Here is a 26,448-nt window from a genome sequence, read left to right on the forward strand (position 1 = left end):
TTTACTCACTCTTTTTTCTCATCTTTCTCTCGCAATTTTGTTACTGTTGATGCATCTCCTAAATTACTTATTAATCTTCTTAAAAAAATTAAGACTAAGACTAATGGTAATACTACCGCTAATATCAATAAAATAGCTTCCATTAAGTAACCCAAACACTCATCCCCCTCTACACCCTCCTTTCAAATATATGAACGTAGCGTTGTCACATATGCATGCATTCCTAAAAATAATACATCCAAATTTGACAACTTTATAACAAAAACAAATCGGAATGATTATTATTTATTGCAACTTTATAAAAGATGTATTATACTAAGTTCGCAAACTAAAACGTAATTATTCCGTTTTGTATTAAAATGATATTTTTCTTCTATAATTGGGGAAAATATATCCGTAAAAAAAGAAAAGAGGAGAACTTCATGCCTAAAAGATTGACTATATTTTCATTCTTACTTATTTTCACTTTAATTTTTACTGGCTGCTCAAATAAAAAAGAAGGTAATGCCAAGAAAGACGGAAAGCTAACTGTTTATACTACTATTTTTCCTCTTGCAGATTTTGCAAAAAAAATTGGTGGCGACTATGTAACTGTTGAAGCGATTTACCCACCTGGTGCAGATTCACATACATTTGAACCAAGTCAAAAACAAACAGTACAAGTTGCAAAAGCCGATTTATTCGTTTATAACGGCGCTGAATTAGAACCATTTGCTGAAAAAATGGAAAAAGCATTACAAAAAGAGAATGTTAAAATTGTAAATGCATCAAAAGGTATTGAACTGCGTACTTCTACTGAAGAAGAGCATCATGATCACGGAGACGGCCATAAAGAGGATGAACATCATCACGATAAAGACCCACATATTTGGTTAGACCCTACTCTAGCAATGAAACAGGCAGAAAAAATAAAAAATGCACTTGTAGAATTACAGCCTGATCATAAACAAGAGTTCGAAAAAAATTTCGCAGCACTGCAAACAAAATTTACTGATTTAGATGATCAATTTAAAGCAGCTGTTTCGAATGCAAAAACGAAAGATATTTTAGTTTCTCATGCGGCTTATGGATACTGGGAACAACGCTATGGCCTGAAACAAATTGCTATCGCTGGTATTTCAGCTTCTAATGAACCATCTCAAAAACAGCTTGCTGACATTACAAAAACAGTAAAAGAACATAATCTACAATATATTTTATTTGAAACATTCTCTACACCAAAGGTAGCATCCGTAATTCAGAAAGAGACAGGTACAAAAATTTTACGCTTAAATCATCTTGCTACTATTTCTGAAGATGATGCGAAGAACAATAAAGATTACTTCACTTTAATGGAAGAAAACGTAAATACATTAAAAGAAGCTACTAACTAATCAAATTTTTAAAAGAAGCTGAATATTTCATTCAGCTTCTTTTTTATTTGTTCTTACTTGACTTGACTAAAATAACAAGTAAAATTATCCATATTAGCTTTTAAGCTTTATTAATTTAGAAGGTGAGTTGGAATTATGACTCTTCACATTCGTGAAGTAACAGAAAAAAATTGGCGTTCAGTAGCTGCTTTAAACGTTGCAAAAGACCAGCAGCAATTTATTGAAAGCAATGCGTTTTCTCTAGCAGAATCATTATTTGAAGGAAACGGAACGTCAGTAGGTTTATATGATGGAGAAACACTTGTAGGGTATGCAATGTATGGATGGTATTTGGAAAAACGCAAAAGCGTATGGTTAGATCGATTTATGATTGACCAACAATATCAAGGAAAAGGATATGCAAAACGTTTCCTTCGCATACTCATTCAATTCTTACAAGATAAATATGAATGTAAAATAATTTATTTAAGTTTACATCCAGACAACAAACTCGCAATGGGGTTATACGAGTCATTTGGTTTCCGTTTAAATGGTGATATTGATGACGATGGTCCAGTTGTAGGTGTTGTAATGGAGTTACTATTAGATGAACATACAAGCCTGTGAAAACAGGCTTTTTATTATCCTTCGTTTTTTGCAATCTAGCATTTTTCTACAAAATACTTAGTTAAGTCAAAAAAATAAGCCTGCAATATATGCAGACTTATTTCACACACTCCCCGAAATGTTCTTGGAACCATTCCTTATTAATATCTTTTCCGATAAACACAACTTCACTTACTCGTTCTTCGCCCTCTTGCCACTCTCTATCATATGATGCAGCAAACAGTGTATGCACACCTTGGAAAACGATACGTTTATCTACTCCATCAATCGATAAAATTCCTTTGTAGCGATATAAATACTCCCCTAGCTCTTGAACGACAGCTGACATCCACTCATTTAGTTTTTGTAAATCTAACGGTCGCTCTTCGCGTAGTACAAACGACTTTACCCCTTCTAGATGATTATGCTCTTTATGAGGATAAATTTGTAACGTATCTTTCGTTTTAAACGTTTGAATTTGTAGTAACGATGGAATATCTACATCACAGTTAGTCGCCTCGATTAACTCTGCAGTTGGGTTAATACCTTGCAGTTCCTGCAATAGATTTTCCTTTTCACTTTCATCCACTAAATCTAATTTATTTACTAAAACGACATCAGCAAATGCAATTTGTTCCTTTGCTTCTAGTCCTTTTTCAAAATGTTTATGTATATGGTAACTATCTACTACTGTTACAACGCCGTTAATTTGGTATGCAGATTGAATCACAGGATCTAAAAAGAATGTTTGAATAATCGGACCTGGATTTGCAAGACCAGTCGTTTCAATTACTAATCCATCAAATTCCATTTTACCTTCTGCTTTTACGTCCAGTAATTGTTTTAAAGCGACTAGTAAATCTTCACGTACAGTACAACATAAACATCCATTCGTCATCTCCATAATCTCTTCTTCGACATTCATAATTAACTGATTATCAATACCAATTTGCCCTATTTCATTTACTATCACTGCTAATTTATGACCGTGATTTTCTGATAAAATGCGATTTAATAATGTCGTTTTCCCTGATCCAAGAAAACCAGTTAATATCGTTACTGGAATCATTTCGTACATCTCCTTATAGCTATATGTTTTTACATTATAGCATATAGGGAAAATCGTTTTTGTAGCAAAACATATTTATTGTATGTACGACACTGTAACTATATAATAATATGTAGCAAGAAAGCCTTTTCAAAAAATGATTCATTCATCAAGGAGGTACTTATAATGGAACGAGTTCAAATGGCCGAAACACTAGAATTTTCTCGTATTATTCAAGGTTTTTGGCGTTTAGGAGAATGGAATATGACAAAGCAAGAGTTACTCTCTTTTATGGAAGCTTGTATGGATATGGGAATTACTACTTTCGATCATGCTGATATTTATGGCGGATATACGTGTGAAGGATTATTTGGAGAAGCATTACAACTCAAGCCTTCCTTACGCGAAGACATGCAAATTATCACAAAATGTGGAATCGCTCCCCCATCACCAAAATTTCCAGAGCGATATGTTGCGCACTACAATACGAGTACTGAACATATAATAAAAAGCGCGGAAGACTCATTACGAAACTTACATACTGATTATATTGATGTACTGCTCATTCATCGCCCTGATCCATTTATGGATCCAAATGAAGTAGCAGAAGCGTTCTCACGCTTAAAGCAAGAAGGAAAAGTCCGTCACTTCGGTGTATCTAACTTTTTACCTTCACAGTTTAATATGTTAAGTTCTTATTTAGATTTCCCGCTCATTACAAATCAAATTGAAGTATCTGCGATGCAGCTTGAACATTTCGAAAAAGGGACAATTGATTTATGCCAAGAAAAGCGAATCAATCCTATGATTTGGTCGCCTCTTGCTGGCGGAGAAATCTTTACTGGTCAATCAGAACGTGCCGTACGTTTACGTGAAACGTTACAAAAGGTTGCTACTGAACTAGATGTTACTAGCATCGATACAGTTATGTATGCATGGCTGCTTGCTCATCCAGCTAACATGATGCCAATCGTTGGATCTGGTAAATTAGACCGTGTTAAAACAGCCGCTCTTGCTACAAAAGTTAATTTAGATCGTCAACAATGGTTTACAATTTTCGAAAGCTCTAATGGACATCCTGTACCATAATACACAAAAAGAAGAGCTGTTTCTTTACAGCTCTTCTTTTTCATATGTATTTCTAGTCATGGCAAATACACACATATCCCTTAATCCATTTCCATCTACCGCTACACTCGCACTTTCCAATGTGCCTTCTAACTTAAAGCCTAATTTCTCAGGTATCGCTCTACTCTTCTTATTTAAAGAATCGCATCGAATTTCTACGCGGTTTGCTTTCAATTCAGTGAAAGCAAACTCCATTATACCTTTTGCAGCCTCTAGCATATAACCCTTTCCACTAAACCTTGAATCAATCCAATACCCAATTTCAAATTGAGGTATATCCCAATTAATGCGATGCAATCCAGCTGATGCAATAAATTCACCTGTTTCTTTCGAAAAAACTAGTAATCTTAAATCCTCACGTTGCAAAAATTGAATATGCGATTTTCTAATACTCATCTCTACTTCTTCCTCTGTTTGCTCTTTCTGTGCAAAAACCATCCATGGTTTTAATTCTTTCATAGAAGCTTGAATTGCATCGTATACAGCTTTACCGTCACCCGGTTTCGGCATTCGAATAAATAGCCTATCAGTATAAAATTCAGAAGGAAAATCGAATAATAACGGATTCACTTTCAACACTCCTTTTAATGCTTTTATATATAATAATATCCATCTCAAACCATACAGTAAAGAAATTTCTGAATTTTACACATTTTAACCATTTACCTCTACCGCTACACGAACTCCAGATTCAATTGCACCTTGTATCCATCCGTGATATAACGTTGTATGATCACCTGCAAAGTATAATCTCCCCTCTGGTTTTATAATCGCTGGTTGTAGCTCAGATTCTTGCCCTGCCTGAAATAGCGCAAACCCTCCAAGTGCATATGGATCCAATGTCCAACTTTTTGATATGCCAGACATGAACTCATCATATACTTGACCGCCTAATATTGTCGCTAAATTTTGTAATGTGTAATAAATACGATCACCTTTTGATAACCCATCCCATAACAACGCATCATAAGACCATGTATAGCTGCCTAACATCATAGCAGGTCCTTTTTCTCCAATTCCGTGACTTGGATAATAGGCGTAACGAATTGGTAAATCCGTTATAATCCTGCCACCTAACTGTCCTTGTTCTTCCCAAAATCGACTTTTAAATTGAATTCCTATTTTTGTCGCTGGCATATAATGCAATTCACGAATTGCTTTCCATTTTTCATGAGATATAGAATCAAATGGATCTACTTCCACAAAGCGCATTGTCGAAAATGGAATTGTAATAATAACTAAATCCCCTGTAATACTACTATACTCAAAAGTTTCCTCGTTTCGATAGAAAGCTGTCACACCGTTATTGTGTTGATGTAGCTTCATTAATTTTTGATTATATATAATATTTTCTTCTAATTGTGGTAAGAAAGACTTTGGTAATCTATCATTCCCGCCTACTATTTCACAAAATCCACTCTCCTCCTGCATAATGTATAAAAAGCGTAGTGTCTCAACAAATGACCTTTCCAAAAAACCTTCTAAATCTAATAGAACACCGATCATCTCAATTGTTACTGGCGAGAAATACGTATTATATTGATAAGGATGATACTTTAAAAATTGTCCTGTAGAGTATCTCCCAAAATCCTTTACTACAACATCCCAATTTTTCTCTGGGTTCTTTTTTATAAAATTTATAATGGGCTGTACCGCTAGCAATAATAGCTCCTCAGACGTTTTTCCGACCTCATTCATTTCTACAGGATACTTTAATATACTTGGATCTTTTTCGTATTGTTTTAATGTCGTTTTCCGGCCATTTACGAAAATGATATCCGTCTCATTCCTATTAATAAACGGGCTCACCTGTAGCCCAAATTTTCTTATATATGCCATCGTTAATGTGTGCGAATACGGAATTCTCATTGCCCCAACATCTAAATATAATCCGGTATCTTCCATTCTAACCGTCTCTATGCGGCCACCTACCCGGTTGTTTGCTTCAAAAATCTTCACATCATGTCCTGCAGCCTTTAATAAAGATGCCGAAACCAACCCAGCCATACCGGCCCCTACTACTATAATTTGTTTCGAACGTGTCGTCTTCTTTAACCCTTGATTTATCACTTTCAACACTTCATCCATCTCAATGTTATACATTATATCTTTCTGCACAATTCCACCCCTTACTTCATAAAATGGGCATTAGTGGTTTAGTGCATTTTATTCATAAATTCCTATAAACATAACAACATAGCAAGTGGAATATTCACTAAAAGTACATAAGAGGTAGCTTTCACATCTCTTCACGCTTCGTATAATATAGCAACAGCAAAGAAGGAGTGGTTGAAAATGAAACAAACTTACGACTACCACGCTACAAAGAAATATTTAGAAGGAAAGAAACACCAACTATGCAACAAACTTAGTTGTAAGCATCTATCTAAAAAAGAGCGTGAACAACTAAAACTTGAGATTGATAACTACGAATATATTTTAAATTTAGTTGAAATGAATCATTATGAACGAGGATTTTCTCGTTAAAAGTAAATATAGAATTTATCCACTTTATATTTTGAGCATTTTATTACGCATTTTTCGTAAGTAAATATATAATAGGATGTACATTAAGATTGAGAGGTATATTCTATGATCAAATTAAGTGTATTAGACCAATCACCTATTTCAGATGGAAGTACAGCAGCCCAAGCTTTTTCACATACAGTTACGCTTGCACAAGAAGTTGAAAAACTCGGATATACACGCTTTTGGGTATCGGAGCATCACAACTCTGTCAGCCTTGCTGGTTCAAGTCCTGAAATACTTATTTCTCATATTGCAGCAAAAACAGATCGTATGAGAGTGGGTTCAGGTGGTGTTATGTTGCCGCACTATAGCCCATATAAAGTTGCTGAGAATTTCCGCGTTTTAGAAGCGCTTTATCCAAATCGTATTGACCTTGGTGTCGGCAGAGCACCTGGTGGTATGCCAATTGCAACTCGCGCACTTCAAGAAGGGAAAATGGTCTCACTTGATCAATATCCAGAACAAATTGCCGATGTGGCAATGTACTTACATGATCAAGTACCAGAAAACCATCATTATGCAAATTTAAAGGCTACTCCTGTAATTACAACATCTCCTGAGATGTGGATGCTCGGTTCTAGCGGAGAGAGTGCAATGATTGCTGCAAAACAAGGTGCTTCTTTTGTATTCGCACAGTTCATTAACGGATACGGTGGCCCTGAAGTAATGGAAGCTTATCAGGAACAATTCCAACCTTCCTATTTAGGAGATAAACCAAAATCAATCGTCGCTATTTTTGTTATTTGCGGAGAAACAAATGAAGAGGCTGAAAAAATCGCTTCTAGTTTAGATTTATCAATCTTATTACTAGAACAAGGAAAGCGTACAACTGGTACTCCTTCTATTGAAACTGCACAAAATTATTCATACAGCGCTTATGATTTATTCCGTATAAAAGAAAATCGTCAACGTATGATCGTCGGTGATCCATCTTCTGTGAAAGAAAAAATCGTAAACTTAAGCAAAGCGTACAATACTGAAGAATTTATGATTGTCACAATTACCCATCGATTTGAAGATAAATTGAATTCCTATCGCTTACTAGCAAATGCTTTTCATTTATAATGATAAAAGGGAGATACATCAATTACGATGCATCTCCCTTTCTTACTACTTCTTGTTTTCATTTTCTATATATTCAATAGCCTCTTTTAATAACTCATCAAAATGATTAGGGTAATCATGATTTAAGTTAGGTACAACTTTATACTTATGTTCAATGTTCCTATCTTTTAATAATTGTACAAATTGCTGCGTACATTCGAAACAATCTTCATCTTGTTCCCCACACACTATATATCCCTTTATATTTTTATCTTGTAGCACTCCTAACAACTCATTCCATTCTTCAATCTCTGGAAGCCACGGCGCCACAAAAATAAAACCATCTACATCTATATCTTTTTGTAAAATCGTATACAAAGCTACTCTTGCACCAGCAGAAAAACCACCAATTATTACACTTTCTACTGTATGATTTTCTTTAAAATTAACGTAATGCTCTTTTAATTCTTCTTTCCCTCTATGTATATCATCCCAAACAAACCCATCTGAAAACTGAATTTGCGAAGACTGTGGTAAAGCTAACGTATAGTCTTGTGTCAAAACAGTTTTCCAATATGGTTCTATTATTTCTATATTTTCTTGATCTCCGTGCATTGCAATAAATAGTTTTTCTTTTTTCTTACCATCTATAAATTTCACGTCTGCTCGTTCTGTTTTCTTTGCTAATTCTTCTCTCTCTTTACATAATTGAACCATTTTATGAAACTCTTCAAATTTATGTAGTGATTTTAAATCGTCGTCGGTAATTAAATATTCATTTCCGTACCAAAATCCATTGTCTATAATAGCTTCCTTCATTAACTGTAACGCTTCTTCTTCAAGCCCCGCTGCACTCGCTAGTGCATATTTGAAATTATATATTTGCGCCTCATTCCCCACTATGCCTTTCGCATGCTCCATTATATAAGTGTATGCTTCCAAACTTCCTTTATTTGCGTAACAATGTAACGTTTCATTTAATAATTGAATGTAAGTCATACTATTTTTCATACACCCATTCCCCCGTAATCTTTTATAATATTTAGTTCTCAAACCTTTATACCATTCTGTAATCACTGTATATAACTCAAGCTAACAATACTTAATCATTACTCCCCTTCGTCCAATAAGTTTAGTATAAAATTGAATAGACTGAAAAATCAATATTTTTATAAACAAAAAAAGACAACAATATATTTATTGTTGTTTTCAATACATCTACCCACTCTTTTGTTTTTTTCTGTCTGGTTTACTTGAAACTAAATAATGTTTTTCTGAAATATATAAATCTCTTTTTAATATACGATTTAAATACGGTCCTAATTTCATCCCGCATATAAGACGCTCTTCACTACCTTCAACAATTGGAAACATTTCTTTTTCTGTTACGTACTGATCTACTGCTTTTTGTACGATATCAATTTCTTTAACTAGGTTTAGGTTTTCTTCTGTATGTTCAAATACCTCAAGCGTTTCCTTCGTAATAAGAAAACTATTTGTTGGAAATGCAAGTAAATACGGCTTTAACAAATCATAATTTACTGTATAATTATCATTTACTAATACTGTATAAACAATATTAGCATTCTTTTCTAGAAACTTAGCCATCGCTTGTTCTAATTCATCTTTCGTAATTTCACGCTCTTCTTTTCCAGTTCTGAAAAAGCGAAACATCGCATCGCCTCCTTTTTACTATATTATAGCATAAAAGAAAACTGAAAAATTACAAAAAAAGCCATTGAAAGAATTTTTCAATGCCTTTTTTCTTTATATACTTATATTTATTTTAAGAACGCACTTAGCATCCATACATGTTGTTCTAATGTTGTATGAATCGCTAACAACATGTCCGCTGATGTTTCATCGCCAGCTTCACCAGCAACTTCCATACCTTCTTTTAATTCTTGAATAAGTGCAGAATAATCATTCACTAATGTTTGCACCATTTCTTCTGCAGATTCCTTGCTTGTCCCTTCATTCACACTAGATGTTACAAGATATTCTTTCATTGTCGCTAGCGGTTTACCTTCCAACGCTAAAATACGTTCTGCTAATTCATCAATATTTGTTCCAGCTTCATTGTAAAACTCTTCAAATTTTTCATGTAACGTAAAGAAGTGTGGTCCTGTCACATACCAGTGATAATTATGTAGTTTCACATATAACACATTCCAGTTTGCTACCTGCTTGTTTAATACTTCAACAACATTTGTTTTCGTACTCATACAATCCACTCCTCTTATCATTTCATAATGTTTATCTTTTAATAACCTAGTTACATGTTACCATACATTTCCTATCCTTTCGAACGATTGGCTCATATGTAACAAAGTTTTAACACCTTTAATACTTCCCTAATATCTTTTAATTCATGTATGTTTTCAAACACTTCATACGTCTAATTGTCCAAGCTCATACATATGCATAATAGTAAATCAAGCTCATCGTAGTAGAAAGAGGGATAACATGGACAATCAACAATGGCAAGTGGCAAAGAAAGTCGCTGCTACTTATATTGGAACAGTCGTTGGAGCTGGATTTGCTACTGGACGAGAAATTGTTGAATTTTTCACAGTGAACGGATTATATGGAACAATTGGCATATGTGTAAGTGGATTTTTTTTTATTTGGCTTGGCACAAAGATGATGTTACTTTCATCACAAATTGGTGCATTTTCAGCGCAAGAATTTAACAAATATTTATTTGGGGATGTATTTGGCAATGTTGTAAACACACTATTATTACTCGTATTATTTGGTGTAACGAGCGTTATGTTATCAGGAGCGGGGGCGGTATTTGAAGAGCAACTTCGTTTACCAAGACAACTTGGTATTTTCATTATATTGATCGCCTGTCTCATTATAGGTAGTCGCGGGTTACAAGGGGTTTTTGAAGTTAATACACTTGTCGTACCTATTATGATGATTTTTATTATCGGACTTGCTATTACAACTTTTTTTCACGGTACAACTTCTATTAGTGACACTATTCCTGCAGAAAGCTGGAATATGAAGTGGATTACTAGTCCTATTACATATGTCGCCTTAAATCTTTCTCTCGCCCAAAGCGTTCTCGTCCCGTTAGCCAGTGAAGTAAAAGATCGAAAGGCCATTTTATGGGGCGGTATTTTAGGCGGTGCAGGACTTTCTTTAATTTTATTATGTAGCCATTTAGCTATCTTATCAGTCGATCAATTTTATCAATATAATATCCCAATGGCTGAAGTCATAAGAAAATTCAATGCAACTTTTCACTTTTTCTTTGTTCTTATCATTTTCGGTGAAGTGTTCACAACTTTAGTTGGTAATGTGTTCGGAATGACAAAACAAATGCAATCCATCACCGGATGGAAAAGTAACAATATTATTTTCTTCATTTTACTAATTAGTTATTGCTTTAGTTACATTGGTTACAGTGAATTACTCCACATTCTATACCCTATAATCGGGTGGGTCAGCATCATTTTACTGCCAATTATTGCTTTTAAACAACTTCAAAAAACATAAAAGAAGCATCCATGTTATTGGATGCTTCTTTTATGTTCATTCACAATCATCGCATACTTCCCAGTACGGCCCCATTTCGAGTGCTAAATATGGCTTTAATTGCAAGCGAATCATCCGACTAGGCATACGTTCTAAAACGAATTGAATCCCTTCTTCATCTTCGTCTAATTCAACTTTTGCAATCGCAATTCTTTGCATAATAGAAATAGGCATTCCATCTTTATATAAAGTGATTTTCACCTCATCATATTCATTAAAATACACTTCAACACTCATTTGATTTTTCAACATTTCATCAACAATTTCATATTTATCATTTCGTTCCTGGATTATATATTTCCAGCCGCCTCTACCTTCTTCTTTCGGAGCTGCTTGAAATAATGTCATCAAATCCTCGTATAGCATAAGATAACCCCTCTCTTACTAAAAAACGATGAGTATTTTATATACCCTTTATCTCTATCACTTTCCATATGTATTGTACCATATATCGCCGTTTTTACCGTATTCATTTGCTTCATAGATGCATATAAAATACCTGATTCTCTTCATTGCGGTGTGAGTTATCTCCTATTTCATTTCTTAATACTCTTCTATAGCTTTCAAATAATATCACACTTAAGCAAATCCACTTTTTGTCCATCCTCCACTTATTATTTGCTTGCAACAACAAAAAAGAAGAGTGACTTATATCACTCTCCTTAAAAGAATTTCCCAGTAGCTGCTAACGCTAATACTAGTATTAAAATTGTAAATAATAATGATACAATGAAACTAAAAATAGGTAATGCTTTCTTTTCATTCTTCTTAAAGAGTAATTTTAAACTAAGAAAGATGTTTACTGGTACAAATATAAAATAAAAATATTTAACAATTTGCACCGAACTATTCGAAAGTGTTTTTAAAATAAACACTTCAATTAGAAAAACAATAAAAAATGAAATACTTAACCAAAATGAGACATAACTAAGCCAAGAATGTCTTTTGGTCCCCCAGTACACTCCCATATTAATAATCTCCTTTATTTGCATTCTATATGATTATAATTATACATAAAGTTAACAAATACCTCTATTTTTCGACAAATATTATACATGATATACCTTTAAACATCATAAAAATACTCTCTATCCCATTTCATGTTACATAATAAAAACAGACTACTCCAAAATCGCATACTGCTATTTTGGAGTAGTCTGTCCTCTGTTACACTTTAAATCTTTCAATTAATCCTTGTAACTCTTCAGCCATTTGAGATAATGTACCCGCCGCAGAACTAATCTCCTCAATGGACGCTAGTTGTTCTTCTGCTGATGCTGCAACGTTTTGGGTACTCGTCGCATTATGCTGTGCTGTCATTGCAATTTGACCTACTGAAATAGACACTTCATTTGCACCTTTCGACATCCCATTAGCCGTTTCAACCATCGTTTTAATTTGATCTGCAATTTCATTTGTAGATTGTAAAATCTCAGTAAAGTTTTGCTTCGTTTCATTCGCAATAACAAGTCCAGATTGAACTTCTTCATTTACATGACCCATAGATTTTACCGTCTTACTCATGTCATCTTGTATTTCACATATTAATTTACTAATCTCACTAGAAGATTCGCTAGACTTCTCCGCCAATTTACGTACTTCATCTGCAACAATTGCAAATCCTCTTCCATGCTCTCCTGCTCTTGCAGCTTCAATTGCCGCATTCAAAGCTAGAAGATTTGTTTGATCTGCAATATTTTGAATGACTTCTAGTATGTCACCAATTTGTTTTGATTTATTATTTAGCAACTGTATAACTTCATCTGATTGTGAAACAGATTCTGCAATAGACTGCATTTGATTTACTGTTTTTCCGACTAGTTTTCCACCATCTTCTGCTTTTTCACGAGTATGAGCAGAAGCCGTACTAATTGATGATGAACTATTTGCTACATGCTGAATTCCTTCTGTTACATCAAATAGTAACATTGCACCATTTTCTACACTTGTCGTTTGCGTAGTTGCCCCACTCGATATTTCATCCATTGCCATTGTAATTTGCTCAGTCGCTTCACTCGCTTGTCTTACACTTGCCGTTAGCTCTTCTGATGCTGCTGCAACATGCCCGGCCGAAGTATTAATTCTTCCAATTAACGTTCGCAATGCATCTGTCATCTCATTAAATCCTTTTGCAAGTTGGCCAATTTCATCATTAGAATAAATTTCGATTGTTTGCGTTAAATCTCCCTCACTTATTTCTTTAGAAGTAATAACTAATCTCTTTAATGGCTTCGTTATAGAAAGTGTCACAAAATAAATAAGTGACCCACCTATAACTAATGAAATGAACATAACGATTAACATATTGTAAAATACAGGCTGCGCAGCTTCAATTACTTCATTTGAGTACATCGTCCCACCGATTTTCCAACCTGTTTTTACATTTGTAGCAAATACCATTTGTTTTTCGCTGCCATCATACATATATGAAAAAGCGCCATGATTATCTTCATAAATTTTCTTCGCCCAAGAATCAGCTGCTTTTCCCCCTGATTTTTCTTGAGGATGTGCAATTATTTTTTGTTGCCCATCTAAAATGAAAGCATATCCCTTTTTACCAATATTGATTAACTTTGTTGTTTTTAATAAATTATCTAAACTTAAATCTACCGCTACAACACCGTTTTTATCTTCTACTTGTTTTGCAATCGTTACGACAATATGTCCATTCCCCTTCGCTTTGTAGGGCTCAGTAATTACAATACCACCTTGTTTTGCCACTGCATCTTTATACCAAGAACGTTCTGTTGGATCATAGTCTGCTGCCATTTGTATATTTGGTTCTTGCACAAATTTCTTATCATTCCCAGCAACGTATACTTGTTCAACATCTTTATTCAAATTGATATATTGAGATAACATCTTTCTTAATTCTTCTTGATTATCCCCTTGATACATATTACCTTGAATCACCCGTGCAAAGTTATTCACATCATTAAATTTCGCCTCAATCATTTGATTGATTAAATTATCTAATATTTTTATATTGTCGTGAGCACTGCTCGTAATTTGTGATTCAAAATTCTTTTTAGCTGTTTGATAAGACATACCTCCAATAATAGAGACAGCCGCAATTAAAATGATAAAAAACGAAATTAGTAGTTTTTTTGCTACTTTCATATCACGAAACCAATTTAATAGTCTACCCATTACAAACCTCCTGCTTTTCAATTTCAAAAGTTAAATCTAGCGAGTTCTAAACATTTCCCATCCCTAAATTATTATTTTCATAATCTATTACGATGAATACTTTGTAAAGTTTAAACAATTAAATTCCCTTTGTCTATATATTTGAATAATATTATTATAAAATTTACAAATACAAAAAAAAGCCAAAGGGAACCACCCTTTGGCTTTTTACATTTTTTTATGCTGTTTAGAAATCTTTTTCCACTTATCACGCTCTGCTCTTGCAAGAACAGCATCTTGTTTTCTCATAAAATACGCCAGTTCTTTTTGTAATTTTTTATAGCTTTGCAAACGATTTATCGTAACAATTCCGTTATCAATTGCATGATGCACTGCGCATCCTGGCTCATTTTCATGCTTACAGTCCCTAAAACGGCACGTTTTTGCTAATTCTTCAATATCAGAAAATGTTGTTTGAATTGCATCGCTACCTTCCCAAAGCTGCAGTTCCCTCATACCCGGAGTATCAATAACTAAACTACCACTCGGTAATCGGAACAATTCACGATGAGTTGTCGTATGCCTTCCTTTACTATCTTCCTCACGAATATCTCCCGTTTTTGCTACTTCAATTCCTATAAGTGCATTTAGCAAAGTCGATTTTCCAACCCCGGATGATCCGACTAGAGCAATTGTTTTCCCAGATGAAACAAATTGCTGCAACGATTCAATACCAGTATGCTCTAAACTATCCACGATGAAGATCGGAACACCAATTGCCACAGCTTCCGTTTCAACAATTTTCTGTTCCACATCTTCACATAAGCTACTCTTTGTTAAAACAATAACAGGCATTGCACCACTTTCATACGCTAATAGTAAATAACGTTCTATTCTTCTTACGTTAAAATCATGGTTAAGTGCATTTACTAAAAATAGATAATCTACATTTGCTGCTATTACTTGTTCTTCCGTTCGATTACCAGCCTCTTGTCTAGAAAAAGAGCTTCTTCTTTGAAAAATACGATGAATAATTGCTTTCTTTTCATTCTCTATTTTCTTTATATACACCCAATCACCAACCGCTGGATAATCTCCCTTCGTTACTGCTTCATGCCGAAACTTTCCAGACAGCTCTGCCATATATTCACCATCATTACAAATAATTCGATATATATGTTTATGCTCAAGTAAAATACGCCCTACTTCAAAGTTCTCTACAGCTTGTTCCTCAAAAAAAGAATCCCAGCCGAACGATTCTAAAATATTTTGATTCAAATTGATATCCTCCCTAGTTTAAGCTAAGCGGAAGGATCGTGCGCTCACTTATACAGTCTCGCCCTTTCCATCCACCTTTGTATTTGGTTTATTATTCATATACGTTATTTTCGCCATAATACATCACCCCGTTCTCATTTTAATTACTCTCATTATATGGAATATTTTTTCAAAAAGCTACCTTATTTAACGCAATTTTCAAATATTTTATTTTTCATCATTCTAATTTGTCCACGGTGACTAACCTCATCTTCTAGCACATGAAACCACAGATAGTGCTGGTTATACGCTACACCGTTGGGCCACTTTCTTTCTGACATAAGCCATTCATCATTTTGTTCATTCAAATACTTCAGAGATTCTTCTCGAACACTTTGTAGAAGTTGTACATAATACTGTATTTCATGACCACGGATTGTTCTCCCCGCTTCCCCTAAATATAGTGCGTCTTCCCATATTTCTAATTCTTCTTTTGTAAAGTCGCGCTCTTGAAATGAAATAAGTTGATGGGCTTTTTCTATAGCTGCTATATGCTTTAGTAACGCTCCGATGGAATTCCCTCCACTCGTCATAATGAAATCTAATTGCTCAACAGATAGATCGTTTATTTCCTGTAATGTTACAGCCCTCGTATGCTCCAGCATGCTTACTAATTCCCCTATATTTTTTGTATAACCATCTACACTTCTTATTCGATAATCTATATTCATATCACGCACCCCTTTCTACATTCATATTAAGGAATAACCGCTTCATATAATAGACTGAAAAATATCAGATTTTTCTGTTATAATTAAATTGAATACGTAATAAACCCAAACAAACTTTCTCAATATGTTTATATGAAATATTAAAAGGAATCAATATAAAAGAATCGAATCTTATTCACTAAAAGGAGTGGATTCGATGGAAATGTATCAATGGCTAACTGCTGTTCTCGTTGGTGGCATTACTGGTTTCGTTTCCCATCTTATCAATAACCAAGGCAAGTTATTGCTTCCACGCCGTTTGAAAACTTTTTTTCACTTTGGGTTTTTGACTGATATTTTCACTGGTAGTCTAGCTGCACTACTTGGACTCGTTCTATTCGATGTCACCTTAATAAAAGAAATTATAAAAGTATCCATTGTGACTGCTATTTCCGGTCAGACTTTCTTACTGCACCAAGCGCTTGGTGGTGAACAGGCTAAAAATACACAAATTGGGAAAGCTGATGAGAAGATTCAAGAAATTGACAAATTATTACGACGTTAGTCTATACTTTCTTTAAAAATTATTGCTATAATAAACAATAAATATTTTCTATTGCGTCGTTTGTCAGAAGAAAGGGTGTTTCGTATGACAAAAAAGAAAATAGAAGATTTCTTAACAAACACTGAAAAAGAGGAACTGCTAGAAAACTATAAATGTTTACGAGAAGCCCGCACAAAAAGCGAAGCTAATTATTTTGGTGAAGCAGTAGACCATCTATTAAATAAAGCAAAACAACGAATTATTAAAGATGCAGGCATACATGATGAAAATGCAGCAACAGTTCAATCAAAGAGAAAAGCACTGTTTTAGTTACATTAACTAAAACAGTGCTTTTTATTTAGAATTTTTTCTTCTTGCTATGCTATATAATATTAGCCTGTGCAAACCATTTTAATAATAGGTTTATTAAATCGCTTCTTTTAAATCTGAATGCGGATTTGGTCCGTATTGATTGTCACTTTCTTCACTTTCAATGATAAAAAATACAAGTAAAACAACGCTACCAAACGGTACAAAATTTAATAGTTGCCACCATCCTGTTTTCCCAATATCATGCAATCGTCGTGCACCAACCGAAAAACTTGGTATAATCATTACTAACATAAATAGCAACGCAATAATAGCAACTAACACCTCTGAAAATGATGAGAAAAATACCAATAACCAAAAAATTACGATATTCGATAAACTAAAAGTCCAGTACTCTTTTCGCGTAGCTCTACCACTAAAATTCCCATAATTCTTTAGAGCTTTCAAATACCATTGCATTTAAATCTCTCCCTTTTATCCCCAATAAAATTAAAACATGTAATTATTAACAGATAAGTAGAAATATAACACAGCATTTATGTAAAATCCATATCCTCATCTAAATTATCCTCTATTTAAATAGTTTTTTCTTTCAGCATTTTTCACATTACTTTCACATCTATTTCACAAATATAAGTAGTCCTATATGTTAAACTACATATATCCTTTTCCAAGGAACTATATGCCGATATATAAATCCCTATCTTTGTAGGGATTTTTTATTTTTGAAGTCCTCATAACATTGTTACAATACATTTCTTCTACTATTTCTATACTTTTAGTAACCACTGTAATTAAAAGCACATTCATGTATTCACACTCTGATTAATTCTGATTTGCGAAATATTTATACAGGCTTTATGATGCAATTCCTGTTTCACTATCTTCATTAAGCTTTTCACTTTTTCTAAACAAAAATAAAGCTCTTATATATAGTAACGCAGTAAAACTACCTATAAGTATAAAATTGTGAGATGCTGCAAATAGCAGTCCTGCTATTGCCGCTCCAATCATTTGACCAATATACATAGAAGCATTAGCAAGCGCGGCTCCTGTTCCTCTTGCTACACTAGACAGGTTTTGTAAGTGCCTCATCATCAATACAAACAAAATTCCTGTCACAAAAAATAAAACAAAGAATAATAGCTCCACAAATATAATGTTCTTTACATGAGGAAGTACTACATATAGCACTGCTGTAAATATAATTCCACCATAGAAAGAAAGGTTATAACCAATTTTATTTACGATTCTTGGGCCAAAAATATTCCCTGTTAAATTTCCTAACCCTAATACAAGCATAGCTGTTCCTATTTCATGAACTTGTAAACCAAATTGAATGGAAAGCCATACACCGAAAAATGAAAATGCAGCAAAATTACCAGTTTGAAAAACAAAATATGCAAAATAAGAAAGTGAAACCTTTGAATCTGTAAGTAATTGTTTATAGCGCTTTAAGATGTTTGTTTTACTTCCACCTATATAAACCGGTTGTATTTCTGGTAATACTACATAGATAAGAACGACAAGTAGTGCTGATAATATACCGATGATGAAGAATGGTATTGTGTAGTGTATCATTGCCAAATACGATCCAACTGGCAGCCCTAAAATTTGAGAGATTGCTAACCCTGCTGTTGCAATTCCAATTGCCTTTACAATTTGCTCCTTCTCTATAAGGAGCGGAATAGATGCCCACACTTGTGGAGATACAAAGGCTGCACTTACACCTGCTAAAAATCTCAATGCTAGCATCCATAGAAAACTCGGTGCCATTCCACATAAAAACGTACTTAACGCAAAAAAACTCATTCCTATTACCATCACTTTTTTTCTATTTAAGCCATCTGATATAGGACCAGCAATAAGCGCAAATCCAGCGTATCCTAAAGCATATGAACTCACCATCCATCCTGATAGCTCAGTTGAAACATGATACACCTGTTGTAATGTCGGTAAAAGTGGCGAAATTAAGAAAGTATCTGTACCTATCATAAACATTATCATAAAGAATACAGCTAGTACTCTTTTCATTTAAACCTTCTCCTTTTATATAAAGTGAAACTTTAATCAGTGGGGGTTTTATTCATCCCCCACTGATTATTAGTTGAACCAATCGGGCTTTTACGGGCAGTTGATCCCCCACCTAACTTCTTTGCTTCCGCTAAATTTTGAGGTGGGTGTCTTACTGCCCGTTAATGCGGGATAAAAAGAGGGAAGTACCCCTCTTCTCAACTAATCTTCTAAAATAGATGCAATTTCTTTCATAACCTTCTCATTCAATGAAACTTCCACCGCTCTTACACTTTCTCTTATTTGCTCCGCCCGTTTCCCACCAGGAATAACAGTATCAATTCCTTTTTTGTTTAATAGCCACGCTAAAGCTAAATGCGATACTTCGACACTCTCTTCTCTAGCTACGCCTTTTAACTTCTCAACTTTTTTAAAGTTACTCTTATATGTATTTTCTTCAAATAAACTTACACTTTGACGCCAATCTCCTTCATTCAATTTAAAATCTTCTGTATATTTACCACCTAATATCCCAAAAGCAAGAGGCCCGTATGGAATAAATGAAATACCTGATTCTATACAATACGGCAAAAGTTCTTCCCCAACAGCACGATCCAACATATTATACGGTGCTTGTACAACATCTATCTGTCCATGCTGATTCGCTTCTTTTAATTGCTCTACGTTTACGTTAGATATTCCAATTGCACGAATTTTCCCTTCTTCTTTTAGACGAGCAAGCTCTCCAATTGAATCTATGTAACTTGTTTCTGGATTTGTAAAATGTAAATAATATAAATCAATATAATCAGTTTGTAATCTTCTTAAGCTATTTTCCACAGCATTTCTTAAATAGCTTCGTTCATTATTAATATAAACCTCTCCATTTAATAACGGCTGTATTCCGCCTTTTGTAGCAAGTACAAATTCTTGGCGTCTTCCTTTCAATACTTCTCCTACTAATTCCTCTGATCTACCGAAACCATATGAATCTGCTGTATCAAAAAATGTAATCCCTTGCTGGATAGCTTCTTCTATTAATCGTTTTCCTTCCTCCTCATTCACATCAGCATATAAATTATGTCCCCCTACAGCGTTTGTTCCTAACCCCAACTTCGAAATATGTAGTCCTGCCTTTTGCAATTTGGTATATTTCATTTTTTCTCCCCCTATATTTCTATTGTTCGATTATATTCGAACAATAGAAATATACCACTTTATATGTTATAGTGCAAACTATATTAACTTATACAAGCAGGTGAAAAAATGCGTACTCTCTATCATCCAAATCGAGAAGAAATTCAATTCTCTTCTGTTTTATACGCACTTAGCGATCAAATTCGTTTACAAATTGTAACGATGCTATTAGAGAAAAATGAACAATCTTGTGGTGCGTTAAACATTCCAATTGCGAAATCAACTTTATCTCACCATTTCAAGGTTTTACGTGAATCCGGTGTTATGTATACACGCATTGAAGGAACACAGCGTTTCATTTCAATTCGTGAAGATGACTTACATGCTAGATTTCCCGGTTTATTAGACGTCGTATTACATGCGACAGAACCATACTAAAAACATCTCATATTCATATGAGATGTTTTTAGTTTTTTCTATTCTTTTAATAAAATGCAATTTTAATCAGCAGGAACTTTGTTCATCACACACTAGGAATATACACACTTCATTCTTTTTCACTTTATTTTTGTACTGGATCCTTTGGACACTTTAATTATTTGATTACATTTTATACACATCATTAATATAGGGCCGCCTATCTGTTTCAATTCCTGTAGTTGCTTATGCTCACACTCCTCCATATTATTACCTCCCTTATCATATAATTAGGTCATTTTGTAATCACCATCACTACTAAGTTCATTCCTTATTTAACTTCTGAATAAAACGTTTAAATGCCGATATCCCTTCGTCATCTCGTTTAAAAACACCAGCATCTTCAAGCGCCTGTATAAATTTCCGTCCCACTTCTTCTCTTATAATCTCCTGTACATTTTGTTCATGTATCCGATTTTCATATTTGATTTTTAATTGTTCTGCCCATCGTATATGAGGCGTTGGAATATCACTTGGAATGTTAAGTAAGAATTTTTCCACTTCCTGAAGTTCTGTTTTTAAACGCGCCGGAAGTACAGCTAACCCCATTACTTCAATCAGTCCGATATTTTCCTTTTTAATATGTTGTATTTCTGCATGAGGGTGGAAAATACCTAGCGGATGTTCTTCACTTATACGATTGTTTCGCAAAACAAGGTCCAATTCGTACATATTATTCCGGTAGCGGGCAATCGGCGTAATCGTATTATGTGGAACATCATTCGTAAATGCAAATGTATGAACAGAAGGATCACTATATCCCTTCCACCTCTCTAATATGTACTCCCCTGCATTTACTATTTGTTCTATGTCGTTACTTCTTAAGCGAATAACTGACATAGGCCATTTAATAATAGAACATTGCATTTCTGGAAAGTTAGTGAGTTCAAAAATTAAGTCGATTGATGCATTTGCCATAGCAAATTCATAATTTCCACCTTGATAATGGTCATGTGTTAGAATAGATCCTCCTACAATAGGCAAATCTGCATTAGAACCAAGGAAATAATGCGGGAATTTTTCTACAAATTTTAACAAACGTAAAAATGTTTGACGGTCAATTTTCATATCACGGTGTTCTGAAGACAATACAATACAGTGTTCATTGAAATATATATACGGAGAATACTGTAGAAACCAGCTTTCATCTGTAAGATTCATACGAATCATACGATGATTCGAGCGTGCTGGATGTCCAATTCTGCCTCTATATCCTTCATTCTCAATACAGAGTAAACATTTTGGATAATTTGTACTTTCCAATACTCTCTCTCTAGCAATTTGTTTCGGGTCTTTTTCCGGTTTTGATAAATTAATCGTTATATCAATGGGTCCATATTCCGTATTTACTTTATAATTTATATTTTTGGAAATTTGCTTCATCTGGATATAGTTGCTGTTTTTACTTAACTCATAGAAGTAATTTGTCGCAGCCTTCGGATTTTGTTCGTATTTTTCATAAAATAGCGAATTGATAACGGACGGTTTGGACATAAATACATCCATAATTGCACTTGCTAAAATCTCCTTCTCGTCCATTACTGCCTCAATGACTTTATGCATACAAGCATATTCAATTAACTCTTCCAATAACTCCGAAATTGCTTTCTTTGCGGGCGCTGACGCTTCCACTACAAAGTCATCTAAACGAAGTAAGGAAAGGATTTGATTTCTTGTATATATTTCATCTTCTTTTTCAATCAATTGAACTTCAATAGCACGATCAATTAACTGCTGGATAGCTTGATATATCATCCGTATATACCTCCTCTAACCTTATAGCGGTTTTCGTTGTTACGATGCAAGTTCTTATGTACCTTTTATAATTTTATGAACAGACGTATGGGATAACCACCATTCTAATATACGTTGCATGAAAAAGAATTAAATACTAGATTCCCTTGTATATGCGACAGAACCATACGAAAAAACATCTCATATTCATATGAGATGTTTTTTCGTATTTGCTATTCTTTTAATAAATCTATTAATCCATTCCCTTCAGATGTACGTTCATACCCTAAAGGTATAGTTCTTTTAATAAGTTGTGCATATATTTCTGGCTCTGATAATTTTCTACCATATTCTCTCTCACACTGCTTAATAAGCAATGCGAGCGCTCCAGCGACATGCGGTGTCGCCATAGAAGTTCCACTTAATACCGCATATTTCCCTTCAGGATACGTAGATAAAATTTCATCGCCTGGCGCCACTAAGTCAATTTCTTGATTCGAATTACTAAAACATGTGATTTTCCGTTCTAAATTAACAGCGCCGACTTCAATTACTTCTGAGTACGCACCTGGGAAGTCCAGTTCCTCCGTGTTATCATTACAATCTCCATTATTCCCAGCAGCACATACGACGAGAACATCTTGCCTTACCGCATTTTGAATTGCTTCATGTAATTCTGGAACGTCTTGCGGGCCACCAAGTGACATTGAAATGACTCTAACTCTTTCTTTATTAGGTCCTCTCCAATTTACAGCATAATGAATCGCCTCAATAATTTGCTCATAACTTCCAGAACCATCTCCCGCTAAAACCTTTAACACTAACATTTTAGCAAGTGGTGCGACTCCTAAAACACCGACCCCATTTTCAGTCGCTGCAATTGTCCCCGCTACATGAGTACCGTGTCCGTTATTATCAAGATAAATATTTGGATCCCCTTCGTAATCTTTCGTGAAATTTCTTCCACCGATAATACGATCCTTTAAATCTATATGATTCACATCACAACCTGTATCTAATACGGCAACAACAATATCTTTTCCTTTCGCACTCTTCTCCCATACTTGTGGAGCATGAATGAGTTGTACACCTGGTGGAATTTCATTTACTTGTTCAACCACCTTATCTACTGTAAAAGGAATCAATTGTATACCTTTTTGTTTATTCGCTGTACTACTATTCATCGTAATCCCTCCTGAAAATATATTATTTTCATTTCAGACCACTTTTGAAAAGGTTTAAATGTAACATTCGTTTTATTCGTTTCGTTTTCCTTCCTTAAAAATATTTCTCAATATAGCTTACTAATTTTATACTACTCTTTTATTTATCTCGTAATTTTTAGACACGAAAAATTACGAGATAAATAAAAGAACCAATTTAATGGTCCTTTTATAGTTTTTAAAGAATGATATGAAATTTTAAAAATAAATTAAATTAAGACTAAACCTCACTCTTATTTAAAAACTTCTCTATTTCTTTTATTAAATGTTTCGCTCCATCTATACTAACAGTAATGTTTCCATTTGCTAATGATATGTTTTGATTTGAAACATCACCTGTTATTTGACAAGCATTGTAAGGTTGATATTTTTGTAAAATGACTTTATCTTCTTCTACGAAAATTTCAAGTGGTGATTTGATTTGTATTCCCAATACATCACGTAATTCTTTAGGAATAACAATTCGTCCTAATTCGTCTACTTTTCGAATAACTCCTGTTGCTTTCATATTAATTCCCCCTTACTTTCTATTAGTTTTTCCACCTCGCTCTTTCCATTTTATCACTTTTTGGTAATACTTGTCTCTTTTTAGAAAATTTTGTACTCAAGTTAAAAAAACACATTTAACGAATGCGTAATCTCTCTTTCAATTGTTTTAAATAACGGGATCTTATCAGTAAAAAGTAACCAATTTGAATTCCTACGAAAATACTTAATACAATCGCATTTTCTTTAAATAGTGAATACTCAAACATCTGTCCCAGAGCAGTTAACGCTACTGCTCCATGTAATGTTGCAACACCTATTGGAACGAAGAATAAAAGTGCCAATCGAATTGTAACTACTTTCGATAATTCTCCACTCGTTAAGCCTACTTTTCGAATCATTTCAAACAAACGAGTATCATCCTCCAAATCAGAAAACAAACGGAAGTAAAGGAAGCTTCCTGCACATACGAAAAATACTATACCGATAAAGAAACCTACAAATAGAATTGGTCCTGCGATTTGTAAACTTTGGTTTTGTTCATACTCTTCTGCACTAAACGTTGCATGTTCTTCATAAGTCTTCATTTGATGAGTAAGTTCTTTACCAACCTCTATTTCATCTTTCGTTCCTTCTGTTTTGTACACATAATCTTTTTCCTCTTTAAATCCATCTTGTAATGCGTCATATTGATTTTTAGAGATTACATAAACGTTACCTCTTAGTATTTTACTTAATGAAGAAGTATTAACTTTTTTCACTTTTAAAGATTCATTCAAATGTGGTAAAGTAATTTCTTTTCTTTCTTTCATCGGTGGTCCTGGTATATCGACTGATAAAAATAAAGCTTCTTTATTTGCAACAGTTTGAAATGGTTCTCCTGTTAACTTTGCATACTCCTTATAATCTAATGCTTTTATGAAAATGACGCTTCTTAGCGACTGCTCCTCTGTCCTTTTCGTTGAAATAGTAGCTTTAACAGCTGCTATACTATGCTTCTTTAATCCTTCGTCAATCAGCTTCAAATGTTGTGATTCATTACTATTTCCTTGCTTAGAATGATACTGAAACGCAATTGGTCTCTCCATAATTCCTTTCGTCATTGATGCAAAACCAACTAATGTACCTATTGCTGAAAATGCTACAGTTGAAATAATAGTTACAATAAAGAACATTCTGGCGTTGTCTCTCATACGGTAAGCTAAATCTGATAACGTAACAATATTTGTCTGTGTCCAATAGAAACGTTTACTTTTTTTACATAGTCTAATAATAAAGACACTCAACTGCTTGTACAGCAAATACGTACCAATAATGACTACCGTTGTAACAGGAATCATCATGACAAATACCATTGCGCCGTGTGACAGAAGCGCTCCTGCATATCCCGCACTAAGCAATATGACTGCTAATATAGAAGAAATAATGGAAGCTTTCGGTTCCGGCTTCGCTTCTGCTGATCCTCTAAACAATTTCATAATTTTATTTTTCCGAATCATTCCTGCACTAAACAATGAAATGATCATAAATAATACGAAAAACATAATACTCGTTACAACAATGGCTTTCATTGGTATGTAATAAGCTAAGGAAATATCTAACTTTAATATCATCGGAGCTACAAATATTAATATTCCGGAAAACAGCATTCCAGCAAGTATCCCAAAAATAATGGCCCCTATTCCAATCATAATATTTTCAAAGAAGATAAGACGCTTTAATTGATATTTCGTCATACCTAACATCATTAAAATTCCTAATTCACGCTTTCTCGTTTTTAAAAACATTCCCATCGAATATAAAATAAAGAAAAACGTAAATAAGTAAATAATGGACTGTGCAAAAGACATACTTACGAATACATACTGCCCCAATTCTCCAGCGCTTAATGCCGGATGAAACGCAAAAAATGAGTACACAAAAAAGGCCATAATTGCAAATGCACTACTTAAAAAATATGCTGAGTATGTTCGTCTATTTCGTGTTACATTCCGGTATGCGAGTTCTCTAATGTTCATATTACTTCTCCGCCCTTCTGCTAACTATGTTCTTATATTAGTAAAATGCGGAAATAGCTTCCATCGATTCAAATGACAAAAACCTTACATTATTGAAAGGTTTCAAAAAAATTGCTTAAATGAAGCAGTTTCATTAT

Annotated in this window: 28 protein-coding genes and 2 pseudogenes; 9 read left to right on the top strand and 21 right to left on the bottom strand. The window is 34.1% G+C overall.

Annotation, left to right across the window (positions count from 1 at the left end; translation table 11 throughout):
• Positions 1 to 5: 5 nt before the first annotated feature.
• Positions 6 to 155, bottom strand: coding sequence for a hypothetical protein (locus tag ILT06_RS19440; RefSeq protein WP_176713054.1), 150 nt, complete (start codon positions 153 to 155; stop codon positions 6 to 8).
• A 267-nt stretch (positions 156 to 422) separates the two neighbouring features.
• Here ILT06_RS19440 and ILT06_RS19445 point away from each other — a divergent pair, with 267 nt between their 5' ends.
• Positions 423 to 1,373 carry a metal ABC transporter substrate-binding protein gene (locus tag ILT06_RS19445; protein WP_064474189.1) on the top strand — a complete coding sequence of 317 codons (951 nt, stop codon included), beginning with the start codon at positions 423 to 425 and terminating at the stop codon, positions 1,371 to 1,373.
• Between the two features lie 135 nt (positions 1,374 to 1,508).
• Positions 1,509 to 1,979 carry a GNAT family N-acetyltransferase gene (locus tag ILT06_RS19450; RefSeq protein WP_064474190.1) on the top strand — a complete coding sequence of 157 codons (471 nt, stop codon included), beginning with the start codon at positions 1,509 to 1,511 and terminating at the stop codon, positions 1,977 to 1,979.
• Between the two features lie 97 nt (positions 1,980 to 2,076).
• Here the strand turns inward: ILT06_RS19450 and ILT06_RS19455 are convergent, their stop codons facing one another.
• Positions 2,077 to 3,027 (bottom strand): CobW family GTP-binding protein, encoded by a 951-nt coding sequence (locus tag ILT06_RS19455; protein WP_064474191.1) that lies wholly within the window; start codon positions 3,025 to 3,027, stop codon positions 2,077 to 2,079.
• A gap of 165 nt (positions 3,028 to 3,192) precedes the next feature.
• Here ILT06_RS19455 and ILT06_RS19460 point away from each other — a divergent pair, with 165 nt between their 5' ends.
• Positions 3,193 to 4,095 carry an aldo/keto reductase gene (locus tag ILT06_RS19460; RefSeq protein ID WP_222655378.1) on the top strand — a complete coding sequence of 301 codons (903 nt, stop codon included), beginning with the start codon at positions 3,193 to 3,195 and terminating at the stop codon, positions 4,093 to 4,095.
• A gap of 24 nt (positions 4,096 to 4,119) precedes the next feature.
• On the opposite strand, the gene ILT06_RS19465 is transcribed toward ILT06_RS19460, so the two are convergent.
• Complete coding sequence (locus tag ILT06_RS19465) at positions 4,120 to 4,704, bottom strand: GNAT family N-acetyltransferase (RefSeq protein ID WP_064474193.1); 585 nt, start codon at positions 4,702 to 4,704, stop codon at positions 4,120 to 4,122.
• Between the two features lie 84 nt (positions 4,705 to 4,788).
• On the bottom strand, positions 4,789 to 6,252 hold the full coding sequence (locus ILT06_RS19470) for a flavin monoamine oxidase family protein (RefSeq protein ID WP_064474194.1): 1,464 nt from the start codon (positions 6,250 to 6,252) through the stop codon (positions 4,789 to 4,791).
• Positions 6,253 to 6,429: 177 nt separating this feature from the next.
• Here ILT06_RS19470 and ILT06_RS19475 point away from each other — a divergent pair, with 177 nt between their 5' ends.
• A complete protein-coding gene (locus ILT06_RS19475) occupies positions 6,430 to 6,621 on the top strand; it encodes a DUF3896 family protein (protein WP_064474195.1) in 192 nt (63 codons plus the stop codon).
• A gap of 105 nt (positions 6,622 to 6,726) precedes the next feature.
• Positions 6,727 to 7,728, top strand: a complete 1,002-nt coding sequence (locus ILT06_RS19480) for an LLM class flavin-dependent oxidoreductase (protein ID WP_064474196.1) — start codon at positions 6,727 to 6,729, stop codon at positions 7,726 to 7,728.
• 45 nt (positions 7,729 to 7,773) lie between these two features.
• Here the strand turns inward: ILT06_RS19480 and ILT06_RS19485 are convergent, their stop codons facing one another.
• The 3 genes from ILT06_RS19485 to ILT06_RS19495 all read right to left on the bottom strand — a co-directional run bounded on the left by ILT06_RS19485 (position 7,774) and on the right by ILT06_RS19495 (position 9,932).
• The gene (locus tag ILT06_RS19485; protein WP_064474197.1) at positions 7,774 to 8,718 is read right to left on the bottom strand and encodes an alpha/beta hydrolase; all 945 of its coding nucleotides are present in this window, start codon (positions 8,716 to 8,718) and stop codon (positions 7,774 to 7,776) included.
• Between the two features lie 207 nt (positions 8,719 to 8,925).
• Positions 8,926 to 9,381 carry a DUF3939 domain-containing protein gene (locus ILT06_RS19490; protein WP_064474198.1) on the bottom strand — a complete coding sequence of 152 codons (456 nt, stop codon included), beginning with the start codon at positions 9,379 to 9,381 and terminating at the stop codon, positions 8,926 to 8,928.
• A gap of 107 nt (positions 9,382 to 9,488) precedes the next feature.
• Positions 9,489 to 9,932, bottom strand: a complete 444-nt coding sequence (locus ILT06_RS19495; RefSeq protein WP_064474199.1) for a Dps family protein — start codon at positions 9,930 to 9,932, stop codon at positions 9,489 to 9,491.
• A 241-nt stretch (positions 9,933 to 10,173) separates the two neighbouring features.
• Here ILT06_RS19495 and ILT06_RS19500 point away from each other — a divergent pair, with 241 nt between their 5' ends.
• Positions 10,174 to 11,214, top strand: a complete 1,041-nt coding sequence (locus ILT06_RS19500; protein WP_064474200.1) for a YkvI family membrane protein — start codon at positions 10,174 to 10,176, stop codon at positions 11,212 to 11,214.
• A gap of 36 nt (positions 11,215 to 11,250) precedes the next feature.
• Here the strand turns inward: ILT06_RS19500 and ILT06_RS19505 are convergent, their stop codons facing one another.
• The 6 genes and pseudogenes from ILT06_RS19505 to ILT06_RS19525 form a co-directional block, all read right to left on the bottom strand.
• The gene (locus ILT06_RS19505; RefSeq protein ID WP_064474201.1) at positions 11,251 to 11,619 is read right to left on the bottom strand and encodes a DUF3979 family protein; all 369 of its coding nucleotides are present in this window, start codon (positions 11,617 to 11,619) and stop codon (positions 11,251 to 11,253) included.
• 296 nt (positions 11,620 to 11,915) lie between these two features.
• Positions 11,916 to 12,221, bottom strand: coding sequence for a hypothetical protein (locus ILT06_RS19510; RefSeq protein ID WP_064474202.1), 306 nt, complete (start codon positions 12,219 to 12,221; stop codon positions 11,916 to 11,918).
• A gap of 199 nt (positions 12,222 to 12,420) precedes the next feature.
• A complete protein-coding gene (locus ILT06_RS33120; RefSeq protein ID WP_374453200.1) occupies positions 12,421 to 13,368 on the bottom strand; it encodes a methyl-accepting chemotaxis protein in 948 nt (315 codons plus the stop codon).
• A pseudogene (locus tag ILT06_RS33125) lies at positions 13,363 to 14,403 on the bottom strand (cache domain-containing protein); the annotation flags it as partial. The pseudogene ILT06_RS33125 and the gene ILT06_RS33120, both read right to left, overlap by 6 nt.
• A gap of 207 nt (positions 14,404 to 14,610) precedes the next feature.
• The gene (rsgA, locus tag ILT06_RS19520; RefSeq protein WP_222655380.1) at positions 14,611 to 15,660 is read right to left on the bottom strand and encodes a ribosome small subunit-dependent GTPase A; all 1,050 of its coding nucleotides are present in this window, start codon (positions 15,658 to 15,660) and stop codon (positions 14,611 to 14,613) included.
• 182 nt (positions 15,661 to 15,842) lie between these two features.
• Positions 15,843 to 16,370, bottom strand: coding sequence for a DinB family protein (locus tag ILT06_RS19525; RefSeq protein WP_222655381.1), 528 nt, complete (start codon positions 16,368 to 16,370; stop codon positions 15,843 to 15,845).
• Positions 16,371 to 16,566: 196 nt separating this feature from the next.
• On the opposite strand from ILT06_RS19525, the gene ILT06_RS19530 reads away from it, so the two are divergent.
• Positions 16,567 to 16,914, top strand: a complete 348-nt coding sequence (locus ILT06_RS19530; RefSeq protein ID WP_000426320.1) for a DUF4257 domain-containing protein — start codon at positions 16,567 to 16,569, stop codon at positions 16,912 to 16,914.
• Between the two features lie 84 nt (positions 16,915 to 16,998).
• Complete coding sequence (locus ILT06_RS19535; RefSeq protein WP_000162604.1) at positions 16,999 to 17,223, top strand: hypothetical protein; 225 nt, start codon at positions 16,999 to 17,001, stop codon at positions 17,221 to 17,223.
• A gap of 96 nt (positions 17,224 to 17,319) precedes the next feature.
• On the opposite strand, the gene ILT06_RS19540 is transcribed toward ILT06_RS19535, so the two are convergent.
• From ILT06_RS19540 to ILT06_RS19550, 4 genes and pseudogenes are all read right to left on the bottom strand, one after another.
• Positions 17,320 to 17,682 carry a DUF805 domain-containing protein gene (locus ILT06_RS19540; protein WP_222655382.1) on the bottom strand — a complete coding sequence of 121 codons (363 nt, stop codon included), beginning with the start codon at positions 17,680 to 17,682 and terminating at the stop codon, positions 17,320 to 17,322.
• 143 nt (positions 17,683 to 17,825) lie between these two features.
• Positions 17,826 to 18,033 (bottom strand): annotated as a pseudogene (locus ILT06_RS32920) (hypothetical protein).
• A 48-nt stretch (positions 18,034 to 18,081) separates the two neighbouring features.
• Positions 18,082 to 19,257, bottom strand: coding sequence for an MFS transporter (locus ILT06_RS19545; RefSeq protein WP_222655383.1), 1,176 nt, complete (start codon positions 19,255 to 19,257; stop codon positions 18,082 to 18,084).
• Between the two features lie 201 nt (positions 19,258 to 19,458).
• The gene (locus tag ILT06_RS19550) at positions 19,459 to 20,394 is read right to left on the bottom strand and encodes an aldo/keto reductase (protein ID WP_098102696.1); all 936 of its coding nucleotides are present in this window, start codon (positions 20,392 to 20,394) and stop codon (positions 19,459 to 19,461) included.
• Positions 20,395 to 20,502: 108 nt separating this feature from the next.
• Here ILT06_RS19550 and ILT06_RS19555 point away from each other — a divergent pair, with 108 nt between their 5' ends.
• Complete coding sequence (locus ILT06_RS19555; protein WP_064474209.1) at positions 20,503 to 20,811, top strand: ArsR/SmtB family transcription factor; 309 nt, start codon at positions 20,503 to 20,505, stop codon at positions 20,809 to 20,811.
• Positions 20,812 to 21,114: 303 nt separating this feature from the next.
• Here the strand turns inward: ILT06_RS19555 and galT are convergent, their stop codons facing one another.
• The 4 genes from galT to ILT06_RS19575 all read right to left on the bottom strand — a co-directional run bounded on the left by galT (position 21,115) and on the right by ILT06_RS19575 (position 26,311).
• Positions 21,115 to 22,605: a UDP-glucose--hexose-1-phosphate uridylyltransferase gene (gene galT, locus ILT06_RS19560; RefSeq protein WP_098102695.1), complete on the bottom strand. Its 1,491-nt coding sequence runs from the start codon at positions 22,603 to 22,605 to the stop codon at positions 21,115 to 21,117.
• 212 nt (positions 22,606 to 22,817) lie between these two features.
• A complete protein-coding gene (locus tag ILT06_RS19565) occupies positions 22,818 to 23,768 on the bottom strand; it encodes a serine protease (protein WP_064474211.1) in 951 nt (316 codons plus the stop codon).
• 259 nt (positions 23,769 to 24,027) lie between these two features.
• Entirely contained in the window at positions 24,028 to 24,315 is a 288-nt protein-coding gene (locus ILT06_RS19570; protein WP_064474212.1) for an AbrB/MazE/SpoVT family DNA-binding domain-containing protein, read from the bottom strand.
• A 115-nt stretch (positions 24,316 to 24,430) separates the two neighbouring features.
• Positions 24,431 to 26,311, bottom strand: coding sequence for an FtsX-like permease family protein (locus tag ILT06_RS19575; RefSeq protein WP_222655384.1), 1,881 nt, complete (start codon positions 26,309 to 26,311; stop codon positions 24,431 to 24,433).
• Positions 26,312 to 26,448: the final 137 nt, after the last annotated feature.

Source organism: Bacillus sp. 17RED48 (assembly GCF_019837545.1).
Taxonomy (GTDB): domain Bacteria; phylum Bacillota; class Bacilli; order Bacillales; family Bacillaceae_G; genus Bacillus_A; species Bacillus_A wiedmannii.